The organism is Flavobacterium sp. KH_035, assembly GCF_057839565.1.
In genome coordinates, this window is the sequence record NZ_CM174492.1 from 4,531,249 (window position 1) to 4,557,505 (window position 26,257).

23 protein-coding genes are annotated in these 26,257 nt (G+C 36.5%); 18 read left to right on the forward strand and 5 right to left on the reverse strand.

Features of this window, described 5'->3' with window-relative positions:
- Positions 1-83 precede the first annotated feature (83 nt).
- Positions 84-557 (reverse strand): hypothetical protein, encoded by a 474-nt coding sequence (locus tag AC3IS6_RS18455; RefSeq protein WP_489161535.1) that lies wholly within the window; start codon positions 555-557, stop codon positions 84-86.
- Between the two features lie 148 nt (positions 558-705).
- On the opposite strand from AC3IS6_RS18455, the gene AC3IS6_RS18460 reads away from it, so the two are divergent.
- Positions 706-1,422, forward strand: a complete 717-nt coding sequence (locus AC3IS6_RS18460) for a DUF4386 domain-containing protein (protein WP_489161537.1) — start codon at positions 706-708, stop codon at positions 1,420-1,422.
- 400 nt (positions 1,423-1,822) lie between these two features.
- Here AC3IS6_RS18460 and AC3IS6_RS18465 read toward each other — a convergent pair whose 3' ends face one another.
- Positions 1,823-2,521: a LytR/AlgR family response regulator transcription factor gene (locus AC3IS6_RS18465; protein WP_489161538.1), complete on the reverse strand. Its 699-nt coding sequence runs from the start codon at positions 2,519-2,521 to the stop codon at positions 1,823-1,825.
- Positions 2,518-3,558, reverse strand: coding sequence for a sensor histidine kinase (locus AC3IS6_RS18470; protein ID WP_489161540.1), 1,041 nt, complete (start codon positions 3,556-3,558; stop codon positions 2,518-2,520). The genes AC3IS6_RS18465 and AC3IS6_RS18470 overlap by 4 nt, the downstream gene beginning before the upstream one ends.
- A gap of 165 nt (positions 3,559-3,723) precedes the next feature.
- On the opposite strand from AC3IS6_RS18470, the gene AC3IS6_RS18475 reads away from it, so the two are divergent.
- The 6 genes from AC3IS6_RS18475 (at position 3,724) to AC3IS6_RS18500 (ending at position 11,444) form a co-directional block, all read left to right on the forward strand.
- Positions 3,724-5,109 carry a TolC family protein gene (locus tag AC3IS6_RS18475; RefSeq protein ID WP_489161541.1) on the forward strand — a complete coding sequence of 462 codons (1,386 nt, stop codon included), beginning with the start codon at positions 3,724-3,726 and terminating at the stop codon, positions 5,107-5,109.
- A 12-nt stretch (positions 5,110-5,121) separates the two neighbouring features.
- Entirely contained in the window at positions 5,122-8,412 is a 3,291-nt protein-coding gene (locus AC3IS6_RS18480; RefSeq protein ID WP_489161543.1) for an efflux RND transporter permease subunit, read from the forward strand.
- Between the two features lie 94 nt (positions 8,413-8,506).
- Positions 8,507-9,592 (forward strand): efflux RND transporter periplasmic adaptor subunit, encoded by a 1,086-nt coding sequence (locus AC3IS6_RS18485; protein ID WP_489161545.1) that lies wholly within the window; start codon positions 8,507-8,509, stop codon positions 9,590-9,592.
- A 236-nt stretch (positions 9,593-9,828) separates the two neighbouring features.
- Complete coding sequence (locus AC3IS6_RS18490) at positions 9,829-10,386, forward strand: hypothetical protein (RefSeq protein ID WP_489161547.1); 558 nt, start codon at positions 9,829-9,831, stop codon at positions 10,384-10,386.
- 63 nt (positions 10,387-10,449) lie between these two features.
- Complete coding sequence (locus tag AC3IS6_RS18495; RefSeq protein ID WP_489161548.1) at positions 10,450-11,196, forward strand: DUF6602 domain-containing protein; 747 nt, start codon at positions 10,450-10,452, stop codon at positions 11,194-11,196.
- A 2-nt stretch (positions 11,197-11,198) separates the two neighbouring features.
- The gene (locus AC3IS6_RS18500) at positions 11,199-11,444 is read left to right on the forward strand and encodes a hypothetical protein (RefSeq protein WP_489161550.1); all 246 of its coding nucleotides are present in this window, start codon (positions 11,199-11,201) and stop codon (positions 11,442-11,444) included.
- Here AC3IS6_RS18500 and AC3IS6_RS18505 read toward each other — a convergent pair.
- Positions 11,426-11,659 carry a hypothetical protein gene (locus AC3IS6_RS18505; protein ID WP_489161552.1) on the reverse strand — a complete coding sequence of 78 codons (234 nt, stop codon included), beginning with the start codon at positions 11,657-11,659 and terminating at the stop codon, positions 11,426-11,428. The two genes, AC3IS6_RS18500 and AC3IS6_RS18505, sit on opposite strands and share 19 nt — an antisense overlap.
- 731 nt (positions 11,660-12,390) lie before the next feature.
- Between AC3IS6_RS18505 and AC3IS6_RS18510 the strand changes: the two genes are divergently transcribed.
- The 6 genes from AC3IS6_RS18510 (at position 12,391) to AC3IS6_RS18535 (ending at position 16,480) form a co-directional block, all read left to right on the forward strand.
- Entirely contained in the window at positions 12,391-12,711 is a 321-nt protein-coding gene (locus AC3IS6_RS18510; RefSeq protein WP_070908246.1) for an ArsR/SmtB family transcription factor, read from the forward strand.
- Complete coding sequence (locus AC3IS6_RS18515) at positions 12,708-13,205, forward strand: SRPBCC family protein (RefSeq protein WP_489161554.1); 498 nt, start codon at positions 12,708-12,710, stop codon at positions 13,203-13,205. The genes AC3IS6_RS18510 and AC3IS6_RS18515 overlap by 4 nt, the downstream gene beginning before the upstream one ends.
- A 300-nt stretch (positions 13,206-13,505) precedes the next feature.
- Positions 13,506-14,300, forward strand: a complete 795-nt coding sequence (locus AC3IS6_RS18520; RefSeq protein WP_489161555.1) for a helix-turn-helix domain-containing protein — start codon at positions 13,506-13,508, stop codon at positions 14,298-14,300.
- A 127-nt stretch (positions 14,301-14,427) separates the two neighbouring features.
- Entirely contained in the window at positions 14,428-14,859 is a 432-nt protein-coding gene (locus AC3IS6_RS18525) for a MauE/DoxX family redox-associated membrane protein (protein WP_489161557.1), read from the forward strand.
- Between the two features lie 12 nt (positions 14,860-14,871).
- Positions 14,872-15,216: a cupin domain-containing protein gene (locus AC3IS6_RS18530; protein WP_374173116.1), complete on the forward strand. Its 345-nt coding sequence runs from the start codon at positions 14,872-14,874 to the stop codon at positions 15,214-15,216.
- Between the two features lie 340 nt (positions 15,217-15,556).
- Complete coding sequence (locus tag AC3IS6_RS18535) at positions 15,557-16,480, forward strand: GNAT family N-acetyltransferase (protein ID WP_489161559.1); 924 nt, start codon at positions 15,557-15,559, stop codon at positions 16,478-16,480.
- 52 nt (positions 16,481-16,532) lie between these two features.
- On the opposite strand, the gene AC3IS6_RS18540 is transcribed toward AC3IS6_RS18535, so the two are convergent.
- Positions 16,533-17,369 carry a helix-turn-helix domain-containing protein gene (locus tag AC3IS6_RS18540; protein WP_374173118.1) on the reverse strand — a complete coding sequence of 279 codons (837 nt, stop codon included), beginning with the start codon at positions 17,367-17,369 and terminating at the stop codon, positions 16,533-16,535.
- Positions 17,370-17,482: 113 nt separating this feature from the next.
- Here AC3IS6_RS18540 and AC3IS6_RS18545 point away from each other — a divergent pair, with 113 nt between their 5' ends.
- From AC3IS6_RS18545 to AC3IS6_RS18565, 5 genes are all read left to right on the forward strand, one after another.
- Positions 17,483-18,412 carry a ketopantoate reductase family protein gene (locus AC3IS6_RS18545; protein WP_489161561.1) on the forward strand — a complete coding sequence of 310 codons (930 nt, stop codon included), beginning with the start codon at positions 17,483-17,485 and terminating at the stop codon, positions 18,410-18,412.
- A gap of 451 nt (positions 18,413-18,863) precedes the next feature.
- Positions 18,864-19,457, forward strand: coding sequence for a TetR/AcrR family transcriptional regulator (locus AC3IS6_RS18550; protein ID WP_489161563.1), 594 nt, complete (start codon positions 18,864-18,866; stop codon positions 19,455-19,457).
- Positions 19,458-19,700: 243 nt separating this feature from the next.
- On the forward strand, positions 19,701-20,921 hold the full coding sequence (locus AC3IS6_RS18555; protein WP_489161565.1) for an efflux RND transporter periplasmic adaptor subunit: 1,221 nt from the start codon (positions 19,701-19,703) through the stop codon (positions 20,919-20,921).
- Between the two features lie 11 nt (positions 20,922-20,932).
- Positions 20,933-24,094: an efflux RND transporter permease subunit gene (locus tag AC3IS6_RS18560; RefSeq protein ID WP_489161567.1), complete on the forward strand. Its 3,162-nt coding sequence runs from the start codon at positions 20,933-20,935 to the stop codon at positions 24,092-24,094.
- Between the two features lie 326 nt (positions 24,095-24,420).
- Positions 24,421-25,839: a TolC family protein gene (locus AC3IS6_RS18565; RefSeq protein ID WP_489161569.1), complete on the forward strand. Its 1,419-nt coding sequence runs from the start codon at positions 24,421-24,423 to the stop codon at positions 25,837-25,839.
- Positions 25,840-26,257: the final 418 nt, after the last annotated feature.

A 26,257-nucleotide genomic window follows, 5' to 3' on the forward strand; every position in this document is an offset into this window, starting at 1 on the left:
ACACTAAAACTAAACCCAACAAATTTTAGAAATCTGTTGGGTTCGTTATTTTCAATATATTGAGTTAGTAAGAATTCCTTTTTTTAATCTTTCTCGATGATTACATCAAAGCCTCCATTTTTATCAAACACCACATCATAGAATTTGGAGTTTTTTTGAATTCCAACTTCGTAGGTCGTTTTGTTTTTATCGTCTACGACAACCGCTACTTCTTTAATAGCATTTGCAGCGTAATTTTTCTTCAGATACGTTTGTGCTTTTTGTGGCAACTGACTTAGTGGAATCTGCAATTCAAAGGCTTTTAGAACTCCTAAATTATCATAAACCGCCAACGCATTGGTATTTTTATCCTTTTTGAATTTGGCCTCATATCGAATTTCGTCATCATCATCTCCAACGTATTTCAATGTCCAGACCGGAACTTTGCCGGGATATTCTTTCTGAAACGTAAACACTACTTTTTCAGGCGGAGTAACAACTTTGTTCGGATAAACTTCATTTTGACCTATTAAAAAGCTGCTATACAAAAAGGTAATCATTAGGAATAGTTTTTTCATACGACTCAATTTTAAATTATTATCCCTTAAAATAACGTATTAAAATTACTACTTTAATCTGAAGAAAAAATGATATTATAAAAAAATGTTAAAATAAACAGTAACAATGTTCCGTGTCAGACGTCTTACGAAAAACCAAAACCACAAAATGAACACTAACCTGAAAAATTTTGAAACTTCACCACAACTTTATGCCCGCATCGCCGGAGCCTTATATCTGGTGATCATTGTCATGGGATTCTTCGCTGAGACTTTTGTCAGAAACAAATTATTTGTATCCGGAGATGCCAACGCAACCGCCAATAACATTATACATTCGCCATTTTTATGGAAAATTGGTATTACTGCAGATCTCATCATGCAAATTTGCGATTTACCAGTAATGATCATTCTTTATTATCTGCTAAAACCTGTAAACCGAAAACTGGCACTCTTAAATTTATCGTTTAATTTGATTCAAACTGCTGTTTTAGTAGCTAATAAACTGAATCTTCTCGCAGCTTTGTTTTTTTTGGGTGGTGCCGAATATCTAAAATCTTTCAGCCCCGATCAGTTGCATACCTTGTCTTATCTTTCTATCAAACTGCATGATTTTGGTTTCGGAATCGGATTGATCTTTTTTGGATTTGTATGCTTGCTTGAAGGTTATTTGATCTTTAAATCAGGTTATTTTCCAAAAGCAATCGGAGTTTTAATGTCTATTGCCGGAATCTGTTATTTAACCAATAGTTTTGCCTTAATTCTGGCTCCGCAACTTTCAAGTCTCATTATATTAATGCCTTGTTTAATTGCCGAATTGGCACTTAGTTTATGGCTTGTCTTTAAAGGGGTAAAATTGCCGGTCTGGAAGGAAAAAATAGCATAATCAATCCGTTACTCATATTTTTTTTAAAAAACACATAGAAACATAGATGTTGTACTCGTAAAAAGGCGTTCCACTCTGGATATAAGCTCATAGCGCTCTACGAAAGAAGTATTTTTCTTTTATAACCACATCTAAGCACATCAAAAAAATCTATGTTTCTATGTGTTTTTTAAAAAAAATACGCAGATTTGCACAGACTTTTTTAAATTCTTTTATCCTTTAGTTTGCCTCTATTATTTTTACATCCTAACTAAAGAATATTATTTGAAATACAATCAAAAAAGCCTGCCGGAATTACTTCTTAGCAGGCTTCTTCTTTGAAATAATTGAATTAGTAAACTTCCTTATTTCCGGTTTTCTATGAACTTTATTTATAGTTCAACCCAATATTATATTGGTATTATTTTTTCAATCGATCCGATAGTTCTCTTTTATACGTAATACCAATTGGCAGCCTTTCATTTTTAATCACTACGAAATCTTTGTCCGTTGTTTCAATTTTATCCAGTGCTACGATATAAGATTTATGAATGCGCATGAAATTCTTCTCGGGCAGGCATTTCTCAAATTCACTGGTTGTAATAGAAGCCAGATACGTTCTTTTTGTTGTATGCAGTTTCACATAATTGCCAAAACTCTGTGCAAACAAAAGCTGGTCTAATTCTATATCAATAAAGTAACCATCAACTTTCACTGTCACAGTACTTATGACTGTTTCTTCGGTTTTCATTTTACCATTTTCCGTTGCAAAAAAACGATCGATCGCTTTCAGGAATCTGGGAAAATAAATGGGTTTGAGCAGATAATCTATAACACCGTAATCATAACTTTCAAGTGCATATTCAGAATAAGCGGTGGTCAAAATTGTACTCGGATGTGTTGGAATAATCTTTAGCAATTCCATCCCTGAAATCTCCGGCATATTGATATCCAAAAACATCAGATCAACAGGATGTTCCCTCAGATAATCCATTGCCTCAATACCGTTATAGCCCTGAAAAACCAATTCTAATTGTGGATTTTGTTTGATATAATTCGCCAGCACATAATGCGCTGCCGGTTCATCATCAACAATTATACATTTTTTAGGCTCTCTCATTCTACAAACTTTTTCAATTGCAGTTTCAAATCTACAATGTAGGTATTTTTATCGTCCTGAATGTCTAATTTATACGCTTTACCATAAATCAGATTCAAACGCTCAATGGTGTTTTTTAAACCAATCTTAGTCGAAACCACATCGGTTTTTTTCTTCGGAATGGAATTCACCACATGCAAATGCAGCAAACCGTTTTCGACCGTAATAATGATTCTCACAAAACACTTTTCAATTGCACAGGTTCCGTGTTTAAAAGCATTTTCGATAAACGCAATCAACAGCATTGGTGATACTTTATAGGCGTTTTCGTTGTCAATTTTACAATCATACGTAATCTCACAACGATAGCCTACTCTTTCTTTTTCCAACTGTACATAACTGTTTATAAATTCCAGTTCGTCTTCCAAAGAAACACATTGTTTGTTATTGCTTTCAAGCTGATAACGCATCAACTGTGATACTTTCATGATTAAATCCGGCGTTCGGTCGGGAAACTCCAGGCTAATTCCGTACAGCGTATTAAAGGTATTGAATAAAAAGTGTGGATTCAATTGTCCTTTTAACGAATTCAGTTGCATTTGGTTGAATAAAAGTGTCTCATCCGTCTGCCTCTTGTGAATCCTGTAAAACTTAAAAACTATTATTGGACTCAAAATACAAACCAATGTACCTAAAACACTCGCCAATTGATACACATAACTCCGCTGATGTGAGTTTTGATACAAACGGCAGTTACTAAACATTTCCAGGCTGGTCATCTCATACAAAACAACCGAAAAGAGTAATACTCCAGCCAGTGTTAGAAAAATATAAGCTACAGGGCGCTGCTTTTTAAAAAGTATGGGAAGCAAAAAGAAACGGTTGAATTGGGCGTGCATGTACAAAACCAAATAGAAAAAAATGCCCATTAATATGGATGTAAATGAACTAAACAACATCCAGTCGTTTTTTAAAGTATAAATTGTAAATGAAAAGGCAACAACGGCAATTTCCTGCCACCATTTGTGATCCAATATGTTTTCCAGTTCTCTCTTCATTCTTAAAACTTAAATAGTTTACAAATTAACCACATTTTTTTAGTTTTTATTTCCATTAAATGACAAATTGAATTGGTCATTTATAATCGTATTACATCATTTAAGAAGGCTTTTATCCGGCCAAGTGAAATAATTTTGAGAGATCAAATTCATACCACTAATTTTATGTACTTCAAAAAAATTACTTTATTAGTTTTCTTGATTTTTGCCTGTGGTAGTTATGCTCAAACCCTGTCTTTAAAAGATGCCATAAAAACAGGTTTGGAAAACTACGGTTCCATCAAGGCAAAAAACAATTACACCAATGCATCACGTGAAAGTCTTAAGCAGTCTAAACGTGATTACCTGCCCAACCTAAACTTATCGGCGCAACAGGATTACGGAACTGTAAACGGTCAAAACGGGCCTCTTTATGGTTTTGGGGGCCTTGGAGTAGCTTCGTCCGGACTTCCTTTACCGGAACAAAACTGGAATTCGGCATTTGGTGCACTTTATCTGGTCAACATGAACTGGGATTTTTTCACTTTCGGAAAAACACAGGAAAAAATCAATTTATCTAAAATTGATGTTCAGGCTAAAGAAAAGGATCTGAAACAGGAAAAATTCCAACAGGAAATCAAAATTTCTGCCGCTTATCTGAATTTACTCGCAAGTCAGAGATTGTTGATTTCACAGCAAAAAAATCTGGATCGCGCTCAGGTTTTCAAAAAAACAGCCGTAGCAAGAGTTAAAAACGGATTACTAGCCGGGGTCGATTCTACTTTAGCCACTGCCGAAGTATCAAAAGCTAAAATTGCGCTGAATCTGGCCAAAAACTTTGTCAAAGAACAAAACAACAAGTTGGTTGATCTAATGGGTGTAGCTCCTCAGGATTTTGTAACCGATTCCCTTTTTGTAACTCAGATTCCAAAAGAACTGCTTAAGGAAAATACTGCCACAGACAGTCTTCATCCTTTATTACAATTGTATAAAACAAAAATCGATTACAGCAATCAGCAAGTCAAATTGTACAAAAGATTCTATTATCCAACCATGACTGCTTTTGGTGTTTTGCAAACCAGAGCTTCAGGATTTGACAGTAGTTATGCCACAAATCAGCATGCCTTTACCCGAAATTACTGGGATGGTGTCAATCCGGATCGCACTAATTATTTAGTTGGAATTGGAATTACATGGAATTTAACGACTCCTTTTCGTTCAAACAAGCAAGTCACTGCTCAGAAATTTGTTTCTCAGGGACTACAGGAAGAATACAACCAAGCCGATCGTGAGCTGAAATCGCAGTTGAATTTTGCTGAAGATAAAATCAAAATCACTTTAGAGAATTATGCCGAAGCGCCAATTCAGGTAGATGCTGCCAAAAGAGCCTACCTTCAGAAATCGACTTTATACAAAAACGGCTTAACCGATCTGACTGATATAACGCAGACCATGTACGTTTTAAACCGTGCCGAAATCGATCGTGATATTGTCAATAATAATGTGTGGCAGTCGTACTTACTGAAAGTCGCTGCAACAGGAAATTTTGACTTATTTATAAATGAATTTTAATTATAAAGCCCAATGAATTTAATACGTTTTGCACTCCGCAAGCCCATCTCCATTCTCGTATTGGTTGCGGGTCTCTTTTTCTTCGGAATTGGTGCCATCAGAGACATTAAAGTTGATATTTTACCGAAAATGAATTTGCCGGTTATCTATATTGCGCATCCGTTTGGAGGTTACACACCCGACCAGATGGAAGCTTATTTTGCTAAAAACTACGTAAACGTTTTACCTTTTTCGAATGGTATCAAATCGGTAGAAACCAAAAATATTCAGGGGTTAATGATTATGAAATTAACCTATTATGAAGGAACCAATATGGCGCAGGCCGCTGCCGAATTGAGCGCACTATCCAACAGAATCCAGGCGGTTTTTCCTCCGGGAACACAACCTCCTTTTATCATACGTTTTGATGCTTCATCATTGCCAATCGGACAATTGGTTTTGAGTTCAAAAATCAGATCCAACAACGAATTACAGGATTTAGCCAACGTTTATGTTCGTGCTTCTTTTACTTCGATTCCCGGTTTATTGTCTCCGGCTCCTTTTGGCGGAAGCCCAAGAACTATCGAGGTTAACGTAGACCCGGATCTATTGCGTTCGCACAATATGACACCCGATCAAATTGTCGAGGCGATTCGTTTAAACAATCAGACGGCTCCTTCCGGAAACGTGAGAATGGGCGACAAAAATTATATTACGCCTACCAATAATACCATTAAAGAAGTTAAAGATTTTGAGCAGATTCCGTTATTCAAAGGCGGTGTTCAAAACTTAAAATTAGGCGATGTGGCAAGCGTAAAAGACGGTGCCGATATTACAGCGGGTTACGCTTTGGTAAACGGAAAACGTTCGGTATATATCAGTATTGCAAAAGCGGGAGATGCTTCGACCTGGGATGTAGTTCAGAAATTAAAAAAAGAGCTTCCTAAAATTCAGAGTACACTTCCCGAGGATGTTAATTTATCTTACGAATTTGACCAGTCGGTTTATGTAATCAACTCCGTTAAAAGTTTGATTACCGAAGGAATTATCGGTGCGGTTTTAACGGGATTAATGGTAATGCTTTTCCTGGGCGACCGTCGTGCTGCTTTAATCGTAATTATGACCATTCCAATTTCGATTATTTCCGGAGTTTTATTCCTGAAATTATTCGGACAAACGATCAACTTAATGTCTTTGAGCGGACTAGCGCTTGCTATTGGAATTCTGGTAGACGAAAGTACGGTAACCATCGAAAACATTCACCAGCATCTCGACATGGGAAAACCCAAGGCACTCGCCATTTGGGATGCCTGTCAGGAAATTGCTTTGCCTAAATTACTGATCTTACTGTGTATTTTGGCCGTATTTGCGCCCGCATTTACCATGGTGGGTATTCCCGGAGCATTATTTCTTCCTTTAGCCTTAGCAATTGGTTTCTCGATGGTCATTTCGTTTTTATTGTCTCAAACCTTTGTGCCGGTAATGGCAAACTGGATGATGAAAGGACACGAAAAACATCCGCATGGCCCTGAAATTACCGACGACGAAGCCGAATTTAATGACTGCAGTTTAACTCCCGAATCCGAACAAAATCTGATCACTCAGAAAAAAAGTTATGTAGAAAGAGAAGACACTAATAATAACGGAAAAATAAGTCCTTTTGAGCGTTTCAGAATTCGTTTCATGCGAACTTTAGACCGATTGTTTGTTCACAAAAAAATAACGACCGTTGTTTATTTAGTTTCAGCTACTGTTTTGGCCATTGTTTTAATTGGTTTTATCGGAAAAGATGTTTTTCCAAAAACAAATTCAAGTCAGTTTCAATTAAGAATGCGTGCTGTTGACGGAACACGATTGGAAAGAACCGAAGAACAAGCCCGAATTGTGCTGAAAGAATTGGAAAAAATGGTCGGTAAAGAGCATATCGGAATTTCTTCTGTTTATGTGGGGCAGCACCCTTCCCTGTTCTCCATCAACCCCATTTATCTCTTTATGGCAGGTTCACATGAAGCTGTTTTTCAGGTAAGTTTAAAAGAGTATCATGTCGATATGGATGAGTTTAAAGATGAGTTAAGAGCAAGACTGAAAAAAGTTTTACCGGACACTAAACTTTCTTTTGAACCTATCGAATTGACCGATAAAGTATTGAGTCAGGGGTCTCCTACTCCAATTGAAATTCGAATTGCCGGAAAAGACAAAAAACGAAATGAATTATATGCCACTCAGATTGTAAACAAACTAAACGCGATATCTTATTTCAGAGACGTACAAATTGGTCAGCCGATACACTATCCGGCCATGAACATTAATATTGACAGAACACGTGCCGCCGAATTGGGCGTTGATATGAATGATATTTCACGTTCTCTTATCGCATCGACTTCATCGTCACGTTATACTGAAAAAAACAACTGGGTCGACGAAAAAGCAGGATTATCCTATTCTGTACAGGTTCAGGTTCCGTTGAATAAAATGAAAAGCAAAACTGATATTGGAGAAATTCCGGTATTGAAAAACTCGCTTCGTCCGGTTTTAAGCGACGTTGCCAAAATTACACCCGGCTTTGTAAGTGGTGAAAATGACAATTTAGGGGCCATGCCATATATTACCGTTACGGCCAACATCAACCAGACCGATTTGGGGACGGCCACAAAAGATGTTGCATCGACCATTAGTTCATTAGGCGAATTGCCTCGTGGTTTATTTATTACTCCAATTGGACTAAGTACGGTATTGAGCGAGACATTAAGCAGTTTACAGACCGGATTATTGGTTGCCGTTTTTGTAATCTTCTTAATGTTGGCCGCTAATTTTCAGTCGTTCAAAGTTTCGCTGGTGATCTTAACCACTGTTCCTGCGGTTGTTTTAGGTGCTTTATTAATGCTTATCCTTACAGGTTCAACCCTTAATTTACAATCTTATATGGGAATCATCATGTCTGTCGGAGTTTCTATTGCCAATGCCGTTTTATTGGTGACCAATGCCGAACAGCTTCGAAAAATAAACGGGAATGCCTTAGAATCTGCGAGGGAAGCCGCTGCATTACGTCTTCGACCGATTATCATGACATCGGTAGCGATGATTGCGGGAATGTTACCCATGGCGATTGGTCACGGCGAAGGAGGCGATCAGGTTTCTCCGTTAGGAAGAGCGGTTATCGGCGGATTATTATTTTCTACTTTTGCCGTATTGTTGATCCTTCCGCAGATATTTGCATGGGCACAGGAAAAAACATCGACGCAATCAGTTTCTTTAGATCCTGAAGACGAAGAAAGTATCCATTATATCTCATCCTTAGGTAAGTCTAAAGTTGGAAAGTCATAAAGTCATAAAGTCGAAAGTTACGATCGTCGCGAAAACACTTCGATAAACTTTTATACTTTCTGAATACTTATAAAAACATATATAAAACCAAAAAATGAAAAATAACATTATAAAATCTACAGCGATACTATTTACAGCTTTAGCTGTACTAAGCTGTGAAAAGAAAAAAGAAGAAGCGCCTAAAGCGGAAATCGAACCTAAAGTTGAAACTTTCCTTTTGGCCAAAGAAAAACTGACTACAGAATTGCGTTTACCGGCAGAATTAACCGGTTTTCAACAAGTAGATTTGTATGCCAAAGTAAGCAGTTTTGTAAAATTGCTGAAAGTAGATATTGGTTCTAAAGTAAAAAAAGGGCAATTGTTAATTGTTCTTGAAGCACCGGAGATCAGTTCGCAATTGGCTGCTGCCGAATCGAGATTAAAATCGATGGAAGCCATATATGCTACCAGTAAGAGTACCTACAACCGTTTGTACGAAACGAGCAAAGTTGAAGGAACCATTTCTAAAAACGACTTAGAAATGGCCAGCGGAAAGAAAAACTCCGACTACGCACAATATCAGGCGGCGATCGCGGCACACAAAGAAATTTCGATTATGAGAGGGTACTTGGAAATCCGTGCCCCGTTTGACGGAGTGGTAGCCGCCAGAAATGTCAATTTAGGAACCTTTGTAGGTCCCGCAGGAAAGGGTTCCGACTTGCCTTTGCTGACCATTCAGCAACAGGACAAATTGCGTTTGGCCGTTTCGGTACCGGAATTGTACACCGGATATTTACACAATGGCGACGAAATGAGCTTTAATGTAAAATCGCTTCCGGACACTTTTACCGCTAAAATTACCAGAATGTCCGGTGCATTAGATTTAAAACTGCGTTCTGAAAGAGTTGAAATGGACGTTCACAATACCCAAACCAATCTATTACCCGGAATGGTAGCCGAGGTTTTATTACCGCTTAACGCGAAAGACAGCACCTTTGTCATTCCGAAATCGGCATTGGTAAATTCAGCAGAAGGTTTGTTCGTCATCAAAGTCCTGAACCACAAAGCCACCCGCGTTGACGTTAAAAAAGGAAGAGAAATCGACGACAAAGTGGAAGTTTTCGGAGATTTAAATCTGAAAGATAAACTGGTAAAAATCGCCAGTGAAGAAACTAAGGATGGGGATGTTATAAACGAATAGACTGGGTTTTGTCTTCTTTTTAGTAGATTATCAATTACTGTACGCATTTTTAGGAATGCAAATTTAAAAATTTGTCTAAAAGGGCAGTTCTTCTTTAATTAGAGGGACTGTCTTTTTTTTTCTTTTAAATTAAGAATAAAAAAATCAGGTATAATTACTTATAAAGACCACATCCAAAAATTAATACATTTGGGAAAATATAACATGAAATTTTAATTTTCATAGGAACTATTATTATGTCTCTAAAAAATCTAATTAAAAATCAAACTATAATAATTGATGATCACAAGCGTGGAACAGGAGAAATTAAAAATTTTGACAATCCTGAAAATGATGTTCATATAGATAAAGAAACTAATTTCCCTATTGATGGAAAAAGGCAAAAGGTAAAAATTAGAATTCCAATTAATTCTGATCACCCAATCAAAGTTGAAAGTAATAGAAAAAGAATTCCCATACCTGCAAGTTTAAATAAGGAAATTAAAGAGGCATTTGAAAATAAAAAAATTAGAGCGGCCTTTATAAGTGATATTCTAAAAACTCTCGAAAATTATGAAACCGCATTGAGTTCTGAAGAACAAGCTATTAAAATATTAAAAAGATTGTCACAACATTTTAATCTAAAATGGGATGAAGAAGTAATTAAAAAGTATAAGGATGAAATCATTCTGGTTTACACTCAATTTTACACCGACAATAAAAAAAATCGCTTTTTTATAAAATTAGATGAACACAAAATAATGATTGGAGAAGACAACGGTTATGCAAAAGCATTAAAAATTTACAACCCATAAGTTTTTCTTTAATACTAAACAAAAATCATTTATAGTAACTAAATAATACTAATACATTTTAATATGAGTTTAATAGAATATCATAAATTAACGTCCAGAGAACTTCTTGCTTTAACAAATAAAGTTCGCAATTTGATTGACCATTGGGGAGAAGATGGCCGTTATAAAGAAGCTGTTCTGAAAAATGTTATTAGACGTTTTCTTCCTGAAAAATATTCAATAGGAACGGGTTTTGTTATTAAACAAACAGAAAACCGTGGAGAACACTTATCATCTAGACAAATTGATCTGATAATTTACGATGATGCCAGTCCTATATTATTTAAAGAAGGAGATTTTGTTATTATGACTCCAGATGCTGTTCGTGGGATTATAGAAGTAAAAGCTAATCTACAAAATCAAGATTTAACTCAAGTATTAAAACAAGCTAACGAAAATGGCAAATTTATTTTTTCGGGTAAAGAGGATAAAGAGCAATCTTTCTTTAATGGTATTTTCTCTTTTGAAGGATATAATAATAGATTCAGTTTACAAACATTCAGAGAAAATTATCTCGATAGTAATTTAGACTTTTTTGAAAACGATAATTATGATAAGTTTAAAGTAAATCATGTTTCACTAAACGAAAATTGGTTCCTAAAGGTCTGGGATAGAGAATTAGTTCCACACTCTTTATATAATTTAGAGGAACTATCCTTTTCTTTTTTTATATCAAATTTAATTGATACTTTATCTAATACATCAGTTGAACGAAATAATTTTATTTGGTACGCAACAGACAAGGAACTTAGGTTAAAACTCGAGTTTTAATAATGGCAGAAATAACATTTATAGAAAAAGTAAGTATTGAAAATCTATTAGGAATGGCTAGTGGCTATGTACTAGATTTTTCAGATCGCACTTTTAGAGACTTTGTTGGCGAATTTACTGACCCGATAGCGCGGATTTGCAATCCGTGCCCGCAAAGTAATAAACACAATATACCTATAAAAAAAACCTCGATTCATTTAAAAATCGAGGTTTTTCCATTTTATAAATTCTACTCCTCACACAAATAAGGATTCAAAATCTCCGCCAGTTCATTGAGCCAATAAAAGCTGTTTTCCAGACTGGCTCTTTCTTTTTCAAGAGTTTCGTGTTCTCTGATGACTCCTAAAGCAAGTATGTGATTGGCTTGTCTTATGGCCTTTGCCATTTCGGTAGGATCGATGGTGTGATTAAAAAAATCAATAAGCCTTGTTTCGGCTTCTTTGGAAAGGGTGTTTGTACTCATAATTTGAAGAATTTAAGAAAAAACCCTCATGCCTTAGTAGTCTTACGCTTCTTCACGGCGTCAAAGCTCTTTCGAAACTTTACTACATAGCACAAGGGCAAATTTTATTTTATCTTAATTGTGAAGATTTAAGAACTTCAAATATAGGAAAAACCATTTAAAAAAGAAAGATTTTTCTTTCAATAAATTACATTCTTTTATCAAATATAAGAAATCTATATTTCGGTAAGCATTTATCGCATTTTTGTCATTTCGAAGAATGAGAAACTCCGCAAACTAAATCGACAATCTTTGTCGAGCTACTTACGAAGATTTCTCATTCTTCGAAATGACAAACTAAACGGATAATACGGGAAAGAGCGATAACGAATAGGCGAAGTAAATCTTGACAACGATTGTCGGTAACGCTAGTCAATCTTTGTAGAGTTACTAACGAAGATTTGCTTCGCCTATTCGCTATCGCTTGAGTCTCCCTTCGCTCGAAATGACAAGATTGCGCAAACCTGAAACTTGAAACTTGAAACTTGAAACTTGAAACTTGAAACTTGAAACCTGAAACCTGAAACCTGAAACCAAAAACAACAAACAATAAACAATAAATCACCATAAAACTTTGCGTATTAGCGACTTTGCGAGATTATTTTCTAAAATAACTCCCAAAAAAATTGCGAAACCGAATAGTTGCGCGTATATTTGCAACCAATTGGTTTCTTAATTAAAACCGGAATATTATGAGACGTGACATTTTCCAAGCCATAGCCGACCCGACTAGAAGGTCAATTCTAACGCTGATCGCTGTACAGGCAATGACACCAAATGCCATCGCAGAGAACTTTAACGCCTCCCGACAATCGGTTTCGAAACACCTTCGCATACTAGTAGAATGCGATTTGCTTAAACAGGAACAACAAGGCCGGGAAATTTACTATTCGCTTGAAATTGAAAAAATGAAAGAGATTGATCAATGGTTAGTCCAATTCAGGGAAATCTGGGAAACCAAGTTCAATCAGCTTGACGAACTATTAGTAACGCTTAAAAAACAGAACAAATGAAAAACGATTTGCAATTTGATTTTACCGTAGACAAAGCCACCAAAACGGTAATCATAAACAGAGAATTTAATGCAGAACTTCCGCTGGTTTGGGATGCTTTTACGAAACCGGAACTTCTGGATCAATGGGTAGCTCCAAAACCCTGGTCGTCTAAAACGAAACACATGACTTTTGAAGTTGGCGGACGCAGATTTTACGCCATGGTAAGTCCTGAAGGTCTGGAACGCTGGGCGGTTCAGGAATACACTTCGATTACGCCAAAGACCAATTTCAAGATGTTCAATACTTTTGCAGACCAGAATGAAAATCGCGAGCTGCCGGGCTCCAACTGGGATCATAGCTTTAGTGAGCAAAACGGCATTACAAAAGTGAGTATCACCATTGTAAATGAATCGCTGGAACGTCTGGAAAAAATGATCGAAATGGGCTTCGAACAAGGTTTCAAAATGAGTATCGACAACCTGGAACAATTGCTGAAAACATTATCAGAATAATAATAAAGAGACGCTGATTGCACGGATTCGTTTCACGAAAACGCGGATCAACGCGGATTTTTACGGTAGTAATATTTTTAAAACATTAATTAACTTCTACCTAATAATATAAAAAAATCTGTGTTGATCCGCGTTTTCGCAGAGCGAATCAGTACCATCCGTGTGCTTTGTGCGTTCCAACTACACAGAACAGAAATTCACACACAGTACCCCAAAATGCAATAACAGAACAAATCTGCAAGCCTTCTTTGATCAACTTCATGAAATAAATCTTACTTTTGATCCAACACTATCCTCAATATGGTTTCGATAAAAACATTTGATCAGGCGACAGATTTAGAACAGCCCAAACGCGTTTTAAAATACGTACTTGTGTATTGTACTTCGGGTTCTACCATTATTTCTGTAGATGAAAATGAATTTACCTTAACCGAAAATGCTGTAATCACTATTACGTCCGGTCAGATTCATTATTTTAAAAATATCCAAAATGCAACCGGATTTATTTTAGAATTTACCTATGATTTTTTCTGCAAAGATGATACTGATATGGAATTGATTTTCCATAACGGACTTTTTTGTCATTTCGCAATGAATGAAATGATTGTTGTTGACAACAGCCAGTTTATTGTTCGCGAATTAAAAACCGTCGGTGAAGAATTACTACAAATGCCTTACCAATACCTCACCTCTATTCACAGTCGAATTGAGCTGATATTGATTGAAATCAACCGAACCAAAATTAATCGCGGCGATGAAATCTATAAACCCGACGCGCTGTTTCTTCATTTTCTGGAAACGATTTTACAAAACTTCGACAAGAACCTTTCTGTAAACGAAATCGCAATTCTGATAGGTACAACAGAATCAAAACTAAACGAGCTTTCGAAACTGCATACCAATAAAACGGCTCAAAATGTAATTTTTGGATTGATCATCTCTGAAGCCAAACGCCTTTTTACCTACGAGAAACTATCGGTAAAAGAAGTCGCTTATGCTTTAGGATTTAATGATCCTTTTTACTTCTCTAATTTCTTCAAAAAACACACCAACACTTCCCCAAAAGCCTATAAAGAAAATACTGCACATTCGTAATTTCACCCAATTCATCGTTTCTAATATTTGCTTTTTCAATTGATTACATGCTTTTTCGAGGATTCTCTATTCTTTAGCAACACTGCCTTCCGCATCTTTGTATTGTAATAATTAAGCAATCAAAAAGATGAAAAAAAATCAGAAATATGCCGTTTTGCTGTTGCGGGTTGCCCTGGCAGCGGGATTTTTATCTGCCGTTTCAAGTCGGTTAAGTTTATGGGGAGAACACTCTTCGGGTTGGGAAAACTTTCTCACCTATACCGAACAAGTAAATTCTTTTGTTCCTAAAAACTGGATTCCAACTATTGCTATTGCATCGACTATTTTGGAAACACTACTTGCTCTACTCCTGCTCATTGGCTATCAAACGAAATTTGTGGCTGTTGGCGCTGCCCTATTAACTTTTGACTTTGCACTTGCCATGGCTTATTCTTTTGGAGTAAAAGAACCTTTAGATTATTCGGTATTTACCTTTTCTATGGCAGCTTTTCTTTTGTCAACCGTAGAAAAATACCACTGGAGTTTAGATGAAATCACTTTGAAAAATAAAACAAACTAAAAAATTACTAAAATGGAAAAACAAATCACAAGAAGCAGCGAAAAAGACTGGAAAGTTCTAATTGAAGAAGGTGTAAAAACAGATGGTATTTTTGCCAAATCCTTATACTTTGACACAACTACAAACAGACCCACTGTTTTTTTACTAAAATTTGAAGCGGGTGCTTCGTATCCTAATCATGTTCATCCTGCGGGAGAAGAAATTTATGTTCTTGAAGGTGAAGTCCGCTCCGGAAAAGACGAATTAAAAACAGGAGATTATATGTACATGCCACCAGGAAGCAGTCACTCTGTGTTTTCTAAAACCGGCTGTGTATTACTGTTCAAAGTTCCCGAGGAAGTCGTAATACTAAAATAAATCTGTTGGCAAAAATTATTAAACACATAGAAGCGTAGTCTTTGTAAACTTAAAAAAGGCGTTTCAGTAGTAAAGAAAACTTTTCTTCTTTATTTCCTCTTTTAGGTATTAGTATCTATGTTTCTATGTGTCAAAATTAAATTTCACTCCCTACACCCAGACAGAAAAAGTAAACACATTTCACATTTCACCTCTAACATTTTACATCTAACATTTTACATCTAACATTTTACATTTACTCCCTTTCAAAAGTCAAAAAAGATAAAAAAATCTTAAATTTAATCTTTCCTAGCTCAATATATGTAGTCAACTACGTAAATTTGTATATAAATTATTTTTTATGGTATTAGAAAAATCAAAATCATTGGTATTAGGCAATCTTTTACAGCGTTTGAATGAAAACCTGAGGAAGGAAGCCCAGTTGTTTTACAAAAGTCAGAACATCGATTTTGAGCCCAAATGGTTTCCGGTGGTGTACGTGCTTTCGCAGAAAAAGGCCATTAGTGTTGTCGAACTCTCACAGGAAATTGGTTACTCTCATCCTACTACTATTTCATTACTGAAAGAGCTGGAGAAAAAAGAATTAATTGGTTCGGCGAAAGATGCCAAAGATGAAAGAAAACGCCTGATAACCCTGACTGACAAAGCCAACGAGATGATCGATCAATTGCAGCCTTTATGGCAAATCATGACCGAAGCTTTGATTGAACTCACTGATACCGAAAATAATTTGTTTAAAGCCATACACGAAGTAACCCAGAATTTAAAAACTAAAAATCTTTTTGACCGAATGACCACAATTAAAGAAATGAAGAGCGAATCTGCTCAAAAATCAACAGGAAATACTGTAAAAGTTGAGAAGATTGAGGACGATAAATTAATAGAAATTGCTTTTGCTATTCGTCGTCAAGTATTTGTTGAAGAACAAAATGTATCGCAGGAACGCGAATCTATGGATGATGAAGAGGCTGTTCAATATCTCGCTACCGTTAATGGCTTACCGGCCGGAACAGCACGATACCGAAAAATGGAAAAAGGTTTCAAAATTGAAAGAATTGCTGTCTTGAATAGCTACCGCGGACAACGAATTGGGGAAGCAATCCTCCAAAAAATCTTATCTGATTTAAAAGACGAAAAGAAAATCTATTTGTACGCACAGGTTAATGCAAGTCGGTTTTACATCAAAAACGGATTCAAACAAACCGATAATTTTTTCCTTGATGCCGGAATTGAACACGTCGAAATGGATTATGTGAAAATGTGAGATGTAAGATAAAATGATAATGAGTCTTTTTTAGTGGGTACCTGTAATACTGCTAAGAAAGACTCAATGACTTTTTAAATTCTGAAGGAGACATTCCGGTACTTCGCATCATAAATTTATTGAAATGACTGCTGTCTATAAATCCCAAATCGTTACTAATTTCCGAAAAAGTCAAAGTACTTCTAGTCAATTTCTCACTCACAACCTTGAGTTTTGTCTGCTCGATATAATCCCGTAAAGTAATGTTTAAATGGGTTTTAAAATATTCACCGATGTAATTAACAGAAACATTAAAATGATCGGCCATTTCTTTTTTCTTCAACAAATGAGGATTAGCGATATTAAAACGAATGTAATTTAAAATCGTATCAATTTTTAAAACCTCGCTGGTATTGGCATGCAGATTACTTTCGTGCATGTTCGCGTCTCTTCGGATAATCTGAATTAGCGACATCATCAGGCTTTTGATGATAACTTCGCTCTTCAGCTTTTGTTGGGCTACTTCTTCCAGTATTTTTAAAATCACCATTTCGCAAAACGTTTTATCCTCTTCAAGAAAAACCAGATTTCCATGAGTTTGATTGTGGTAATAAAACAACTTTTCGATCTCTTCAATTTCTTTCTTATTTGAGAAAAAACTAGGCAGAAAACGCAGGCAATGAAACTTGGTAGGTTCAAGTGTTTTAAAAGAATGGTAATCTCTGGGCGTAAGCAAATAAATATCATGCTCTTTGTAATGATGATGAATCGAATTTAAGATATGATTGCCGGTTCCGTATTCAATATAGAGTAACTCGAAAAAATTGTGTCTGTGCACCTCTTTCTTCCAGGTCAATTCCTCGACCGAGTAAATTTCGAAATCTTTGTATATAAAAAACGTCTTTTCCATAATCCTTAATTTTTACAAATATAACCTATATTTTTACATCAGTTAATAAGTTCGAACCCATTTACTTTGTAGTACACACATTGGGTGTGATTTAAAACCATAAACAATACAATATGAAATCAGATATAATAAAAATAGGAATTCTTGGGATTGGCGGAATTGGTGGATTTGTTGGCGCTCCTTTGGCTAAAAAATATAAAAACAGTGCTGCCAAAATCATATTCATCTGTAGAGGCGAAACTAAAAACACCATACAAAAAGAAGGTTTATTGTTTGAATCAAAAGGCACTACAGAGACTATATTTCCGGATCTGGTATCTGATAATCCAACAGAAATTGGAATTCTGGATGTGTTGATCCTGACCTGTAAATCATATTCTATAAACTCAATATTACAACTCTACAAAGATTGTATCGGGCCTGAAACCACAGTAATCACACTTCAAAATGTAGTGAATGCGGGGGAACTTATTCGTAACATCTTACCTGAAGCTGGTCAAATTATGGAAGGCTGCATTTATGTGGCTTCCAATGTTAAAAAGCCCGGACATGTACAGCATGTTGGTGGTCCGGGGAAAATTTTTGTTGGCGGAAAAGAGAATGAACTCTTGATCAATCTTTTAAGTGAAGGAGGTTTAGACATTACTTATGTTGCCAATATCAAAGAGATACTATGGAAGAAGTATTTATTTGTCGCACCTGTTGCAGGAATAACTTCAGCTTACAAAGTCACCTTTGGACAACTATTAGAAGATCCGGATTTGATGCACTTTCTTGAGAATATGATGCTTGAAATTCAGTCACTGGCCAGCAGGAACAATGTTCGTTTAACCAGCCAGGACATTGAAACCTCTAAAGATTTATTGACTAAATTTCCGTTTGAGTCCAAATCTTCCTTGCAATTAGATTTTGAAAATAGAGCCCAAACCGAAAAACGTTTTCTGGTAGATTACGTTATTGAAAATTCAAATAAATATCAACTTGAAACCCCCTATTATAATAGTGTAAACGAAAAAATAGAAGCCTCTTATATGGTCTCTTGATCCAATGATATATCTTGAGAAAAAATGCATCGATAAAATAACTTAGTAAGAATCTTTACTTTAATCAATTTTATAGAGTCGGATTAAAATCAAGCTCTATAAAATTGATGATTCTTTAGAAATTTTACTTCCAATTAAAATGTTAATCTAAAAAAAATAATAACGCCTTTTATAGCCCTGATTGCAGCGATATCCTTTTTCTGGTCTCGTTTCTTTAACGAGAACAGAAAAAGATATAGCGAAAAGCAGGACAACTGGTCTTAAAAACACCAAAACGTCTTGCTCCTCAAAAAAAATGTACCTTTAAAAATCGAGTAAAATAAAGCCTTCACGAGTTTTTTATAGCCTACCTATGGCACGATAAGAAAATATTATGGTAAAATTATTTCATAATCAGAAAAACCGTCCTACATTTGCCTAACGGTGTTAAACAATTTAATACTCAAATAAAATGGCTAGTAAAGATCGAATTTTAAGACAAAAAGAAGAAACAAGAAATAACATTCTTGGGGCTGCTTATGATATCGTAAAAGAAGAAGGCTGGAATGGTTTGAGTATGCGTAAAATTGCCGACAGAATTGAATATACTGCTCCAATTATTTACGAATACTTTTCGAATAAAGAAGCAATACTTGAAGAACTTACAGGTAAAGGTTTTTTAAAACTGACCAAAGAGTTGCAAACTGCGAAAGATAAGTTTGAAAAACCCGAAGATCAGTTAGAAGCCATGTGGATGACTTACTGGGATTTTGCTTTTAGTAATACTGAAATGTACCAATTGATGTTTGGTGTTCAAATGACCTGCTGTGCACAACGATGTTCGGCTCAGGAAGCACCTTACAAATTGTTTACCTCGGTAATTGCTGAAGTTATGAAGAACAGTAATCCAAGTGAGGATATTATCAAACAAAAATATTTTACTTTCTTTTCTGTTATTCATGGTTTGATCGCCATTAATATCATTAACAAAAGTGACATTCTGGAAACCATTAACGCTCAAATCCTAAAAGATGCGATTGGTGGTATCATAAAATCAATACAATAAAAAAAATTTCATTTTTACTTAACAGTGATAAATGATTTAATAGCTGATAAAAAAATACGTTTGCCTTGTTACTTAACAGTGATAAATAATTTAATAGAGTAATTTAGAAAGCCTTTTTTTTTCATTTTACTTAACAGTGATAAATAATTTAATACCAGTTTTTGAAATAGAATTGGAAGGCTCATCATATAGAATTCCAGGCTTAAAAGCTTAACGACGTTAGATAATTTAATATAATTAAATATGAATTCCCAGAATACCAGAATACCGCATCAATTAATCTCAAAAAATGTTCAACAAATTAAAACCAATAGTAAAATGAAAAATGTTATCATAACCAGTTTTATTCTGGCACTCGTACTAAGCAGTTGTACAGATAAATCGCAAGCCCCGGCAGCTCCTGCTGCTCCTTTATTGCCAGTTTTGGCCGTTACAAGCGAAAACACCACTACAGATGCTGAATATCCTGCCTCTATACAAGGAACCGTAGATGTTGAAATTCGCCCTCAGGTGAGCGGAAACCTTGAACGAGTATATGTAGACGAAGGTGCTTATGTAAATAAAGGCCAAACTTTATTCAAAATAAACGAACGTCCTTTCCGTGAACAATTAAACAACGCGCTGGCTAATCTTCACGCTGCCGAAGCCTCTTTAATCAACGCTCAGTTAGAAGTAGATAAACTAACGCCTTTGGTACAAAACAAAGTAGTTTCGGATTATCAGTTAAAAACAGCCAAAGCTTCCCAAAAAATTGCTGCTGCCAATATTGAGCAGGCTAAAGCAATGGTAGGTTCGGCCAAAATCAACTTAGGATACACCAATGTTACAGCTCCTGTAAGCGGATACATTGGAAGATTGCCTAAAAAACAAGGAAGTTTAGTTTCGGCATCAGATGTTGAGCCTTTAACCAACTTATCGGATGTACATGAAGTTTTTGCTTATTTCTCTTTAGGTGAAACTGATTTCATCAACTTTAAAGCACAATATGCCGGCAGCAGTCTTGGTGACAAAATCAAAAAATTGCCTCCTGTAACTTTGATTTTAGCAGATAATAATGCTTATCCTCAAACCGGAAAAATTGATATGGTAGACGGTCAGTTTGATAAAACAACCGGAGCCATTACTTTAAGAGCTACTTTCCCAAATACAGGCGGAACTTTACGTTCAGGAAACACCGGGAAAATTCGCTTAGGTCTTCACCATGACGATGCCGTTTTGGTACCACAATCGGCTACTGTTGAAATGCAGGATAAGATTTTTGTTTTCACCGTTAACAAAGAAAATAAAGTAAACAAAATGCCTATCACGGTTATTGGCAAAAGCGGTACCAACTATCTGATCAAAGATGGTGTAAAATCAGGTGATCAGATTGTATTAAGCGGTATTGACAAACTTCAGGAAGGACAACTTATTCAGCCTGAAAAACCGGCCACAAAAGTTGCCCAAGTAATCACTAAAAAATAATTTTCACGCAAATGTTCAAAATATTTATACAAAGACCTGTACTGGCAACCGTAATTTCCATTTTATTGGTGATTCTGGGCGTACTTGGACTTACGAAATTGCCCTTACAACAGTTTCCTGATATTGCCCCTCCATCTGTTTTGGTAACGGCGGTTTATCCTGGAGCTAATGCCGAAACGGTTTTACGTTCTGTTGCACCCTCCTTAGAAGAATCTATAAACGGTGTCGAGAACATGACCTACATGAGTTCGACAGCCAGTAATGACGGATCTTTAGCTATTACCGTTTTCTTTAAATTAGGAACCGATGCCGATCAGGCAGCTGTAAACGTACAAAACAGAGTCGCTCAGGCTACCAGCCAGTTGCCTGCCGAAGTTGTACAGCAAGGGGTAACCACTGCCAAACAACAAAACAGTTTTATCATGGCAATTGGTATGTACACCGACGACGAATCAAAATACGATCAAACGTTTGTGGCCAATTATGCACAGATCAATATTATTCCGGAGATCAAACGTATTCCCGGTGTTGGATCGGCTAGTATTTTTGGAGGTGTAAAAGATTACTCAATGCGTGTTTGGTTAAATCCGACACAGATGTCAACTTACAAAGTGACTCCAAACGAAATCATGAGCGCGATTCGGGACAAAAGTTTGGAAGCTGCTCCCGGTAAATTTGGAGAAAGAAGTACGGAGGTTTTCGAATACGTAATCAAATACAAAGGAAAACTAACCAAACCTGAAGAATATGAAAATATTGCTATACGTTCTAATGCAGACGGTTCTGTTCTTCGCTTAAAAGATGTTGCCAGAGTTGAACTTGGTGCTTATTCCTATAACAGTTTGACGCGTTTGAACGGTAAAAAAGGAGTTGTAATTGGTATCATTCAGTTGGCAGGTTCCAACTCCAATGACATTCAGGTCGCGATCAATAAATTGATGGTGAAAGCCTCTAAAGATTTCCCCAAAGGAATTAAACATAACATTTTCTATAGTACAAAAGTATCTCTGGATCAATCTATAGAACAAGTGGAACATACTTTAATCGAAGCATTTATATTAGTATTCATTGTAGTATTTATATTCCTGCAAGATTTTAGATCAACATTAATCCCGGCTATTGCTGTACCTGTAGCAATTTTAGGAACGTTCTTCTTCATGCAGTTATTCGGATTTTCGATCAACCTGCTAACGCTATTCGCTTTAATTCTGGCGATTGGTATTGTGGTAGATGATGCGATTGTGGTCGTCGAAGCCGTGCATGCCAAAATGGAGCACAAACATTTGTCTCCAAAAGTAGCAACACATGAAGCAATGCACGAAATAACGGGTGCTATTATCTCGATTACGCTGGTAATGGCTGCTGTATTCCTGCCGGTTGGTTTTATGGAAGGTTCTACGGGAGTTTTCTATCGTCAGTTTGCTTTTACGATGGCAATTGCAATTGTAATTTCGGCAGTAAACGCTTTAACTTTAAGTCCTGCACTTGCTGCTTTGTTCTTAAAAGACAATCACGGCGCTTCCGGAGATGCTGCTTATGAGAAAAAAGGATTTAAAGAGAAATTCTTTAGCGCGTTCAACAAAAGTTTTGATTCTTTAACCAATCGTTACGTTGGAGGTTTGAAATTTTTAATTCGAAGAAAATGGTTGAGCTTAGGTGGTTTAGCATTAATTACAGTCGCAACAATTGTAATGGTAAAAACGACTCCGACAGGATTTATACCTACAGAAGATCAAGGATTCATTGCGATCGCAGTTAACACTCCTTCAGGAACCTCTCTTGACGGAACACAAAAAGTAATGACTCAGGCAGAGAATTTGCTAAGAAACGACGAATCATCACGATTTGTAACAGCGATTTCTGGATTCAATTTATTAACAAATTCTACTAGTCCCTCTTCTGCAGTTATTTTTGTCTTGCTTAAGCCGGATGAAGAGCGTGGAAAAATCAAAGGAATCAACGAAATAATGGCCGATGTACAAAGAAAATTAGGCACTATTAGCGGCGGAAGTTTCTTCGTATTCAGTTTCCCTACTGTTCCCGGATTTAGTAACGTTGAAGCTTTAGATTTGGTCCTTCAGGATAAAACCGGAGGCAAATTGGATAAATTTAGCGGCGTCTCTCAAAGCTTCATCGGAGAATTGATGAAACGTCCGGAAATTGCAGTAGCCTTTACAAGTTTCAAAGCCGATTATCCACAGTTGCAACTGGATATCAATGATGAAAAAGCCAACCAATTGGGCGTGAATGTAAAAGACATTTTACAAACCATGCAAACCTATTTTGGTAGTGCACAAGCATCTGATTTTAATCGATTTGGTAAATATTACAGAGTGGTTGTTCAGGCTGATATTGCTGACAGAGCTGACCCCTCCTCTATTGACAGAGTTTTTGTGAAAAACAAAACCGGCGAAATGGTTCCAATAAATACATTGGTAAAACTAAGCCGTATTTATGGTTCAGAAACCGCTTCGAGATACAATTTGTTTAATTCGATTTCGATTAACGCCATTCCGAAACCTGGATTTAGTTCTGGAGATGCCATTAAAGCCATTGAAGAAGTGGCTGCACAACAATTACCTGCAGGTTATAGTTTTGAATTTTCAGGACAAACCCGTGAAGAGATTTCTTCCGGAGGGCAATCCGCGACTATATTCTTACTGTGTTTGATATTCATCTATTTCTTACTTGCTGCACAGTACGAAAGTTACATTTTGCCTTTGGCCGTAATCTTTTCAATTCCTGCAGGTATTTTTGGAGTATTTGTAGCCATTGGTTTAACCGGAATTCAAAACAACATTTATGTACAGGTTGCACTGGTAATGTTAATTGGACTGCTTGCTAAAAATGCGATTCTGATTGTGGAGTTTGCTGTTCAGAAAAGAAAATCAGGTCAGGCATTGGTGATGGCCTCAATAGATGCTGCAAAACTGCGTTTGCGACCTATCATCATGACGTCACTGGCTTTTGTTGTGGGATTAATTCCGATGATGAGTGCCAAAGGACCATCAGCACAAGGTAACCATTCGATTAGTATTGGTGCCGCCGGAGGTATGATTTCAGGGGTAATTCTAGGATTGTTTATCATCCCGGTTTTATTCATCATCTTCCAACATTTACAAGAAAAGGTTTCCGGAAAACCGGCAGCCGTAATTCATAACGAAGAAAAATAAAAATGGAAAACTATATCACAACCGTACTCGTAGCCATTATCATTGGCATCGGATACATCTCCTATAAAATTTCAAGAGATCTTGAAAACAGAAAAGATACTTGTACAGAAGTTTAAGCTCCCGGAGATATTAAAAAAGAAATTTTAACACATAGAGACATAGAATTTTATCTCGCGAAAAAAGAAGTTAAAAGAAACTGGTTCCCACACATAGACAAACTATGTGCATTTAAATTAGTGAAACGCCTCTTTTAAGTTTATAAAAACTATGTTTCTATCTGTTTAAAAAATGACATCCAAAGAGTACAGAAATCTAATAAAAAAACAATGAAAAATTATATAACCAAAATCGTGATGATCACCATTTTGATCACTACGCTAATATCCTGTAAGGTTTCGAAGGATATTGAAACTCCTAAAGATGCATTTCCTGAAAATTTCAGGAATGCATCGGTTTCAAAAGATACCGCGAGTATTGGAGACACGGAGTGGAAAAATTTCTTTACCGAAAAAGATGTGATTCAGTTAATAGACAGCGCAGTTGCGCGAAATAACGATCTGCAAATTGCTACTAAAAACATCGAGATCGCACATTACAGATTTACACAATCCAAATGGGGAAATGTCCCTGAGGTGAATTTATCTGTAGCGGCCAGTACCAGCAATCCGTCAGATAATAGTTTTACAGGAAAGAACTTAGGTCAGGCATTGGGTCAAAATCACATTAATGATTTTACAGCCGGAGCAACACTTTCATGGGAAGCTGACATTTGGGGGAAAATAAAAAACCAGAAGAAAGGAGCTTTTGCCGGTTATCTACAGTCAGAAGAAGTTAAAAAAGCTTTGCAGACTACTATTGTGGCCAATGTTTCTAAAGGATATTACAATCTTTTAATGCTGGACGCCCAATTGGATATTGCCAGACAGAATCTGAAATTAAACGATAGTACCACCAACATTATCAAGTTAAAATACGATGCAGGTCAGGTCACTTCCTTAGCGATTCAGCAATCAGAAGCACAAAAATTAAATGCTGCACAATTGATTCCGTTATTGGAACAAAACATTGCGATTCAGGAAAATGCTTTGAGTGTTTTAACAGGCTCTTTCCCAAATTCAAAACAAAGAAGTCTACGTTTGAGTGCGCTGGAAGTTAAAACCAATAATGCGATCGGAATTCCGTCTTCCTTAGTAAGTCGCAGACCAGACGTAAAAAGTGCCGAACTGGCTCTTCAAGTAGCCAATGCCAACGTGGGAATCACAAAAGCTAATTTGTATCCTGCACTTAGAATTACCGCTCAGGGTGGCGTAAACTCTTTCGAAACCAGCAATTGGTTCAACATTCCGGCTTCTTTGTTCGGAACTGTTGCGGGAGGATTGACACAGCCTTTACTGAACAATAAAAAAGTGAGAACCCAATATAATATTGCCATTGCCGAAAGAGAAAAAGCCGTTTTTGGTTTCAGACAAGCTGTTTTAGTAGCCGTTAGTGAGGTTTCTGATGCTTTGGTAAAAGTAGAGAAACTGCAGCAACAGGAATCGTTCTTACAACAACGTGTAAAAACGTTACAGCAAGCCATAAAAAATGCCAATCTGTTATTCAAAAATGGTATGGCGGAATATCTTGAAGTCCTTTCTGCACAGTCGAATTTATTGCAAAGCGAACTGGAACTCGCTAACATAAAAAGAGAGCAACTATCTGCCAATACCGAGTTGTATCGTGCCTTAGGCGGTGGTTGGAAATAATACCCGTTAATTATTTATTTTTTGAGATGAAAACGCTGTGAGACTTTTAGTTTCATGGCGTTTTTTTATTGGCACGCGGATGACACGGATTCGCTTTGCGAAAACACAGATTGACGTGGATTTTTTATTCTCGCAATTTTTTATGCGCAATCTTGTCATCCTTACGAAGGAAGGATCACACTGGAAACTCCGTACAGAATGCCGCCAATCTTTGTCGAATCCCGCGCGAGATTTGCTTCGCCTATTCGCTATCGCTCGAGTCTCGTTCCTCGAAATGACAAGATTGTGAGCCACTATTGTGAGAAAAAAAACCACATCAATCCGTGTCTTCGCGGTAGCGAATCCGCGTCATCCTCGTACCCTATAATCCGTAATATTTCCTTACTTTTGATATTGTCAAGCCTTCAAAAAATGGCTC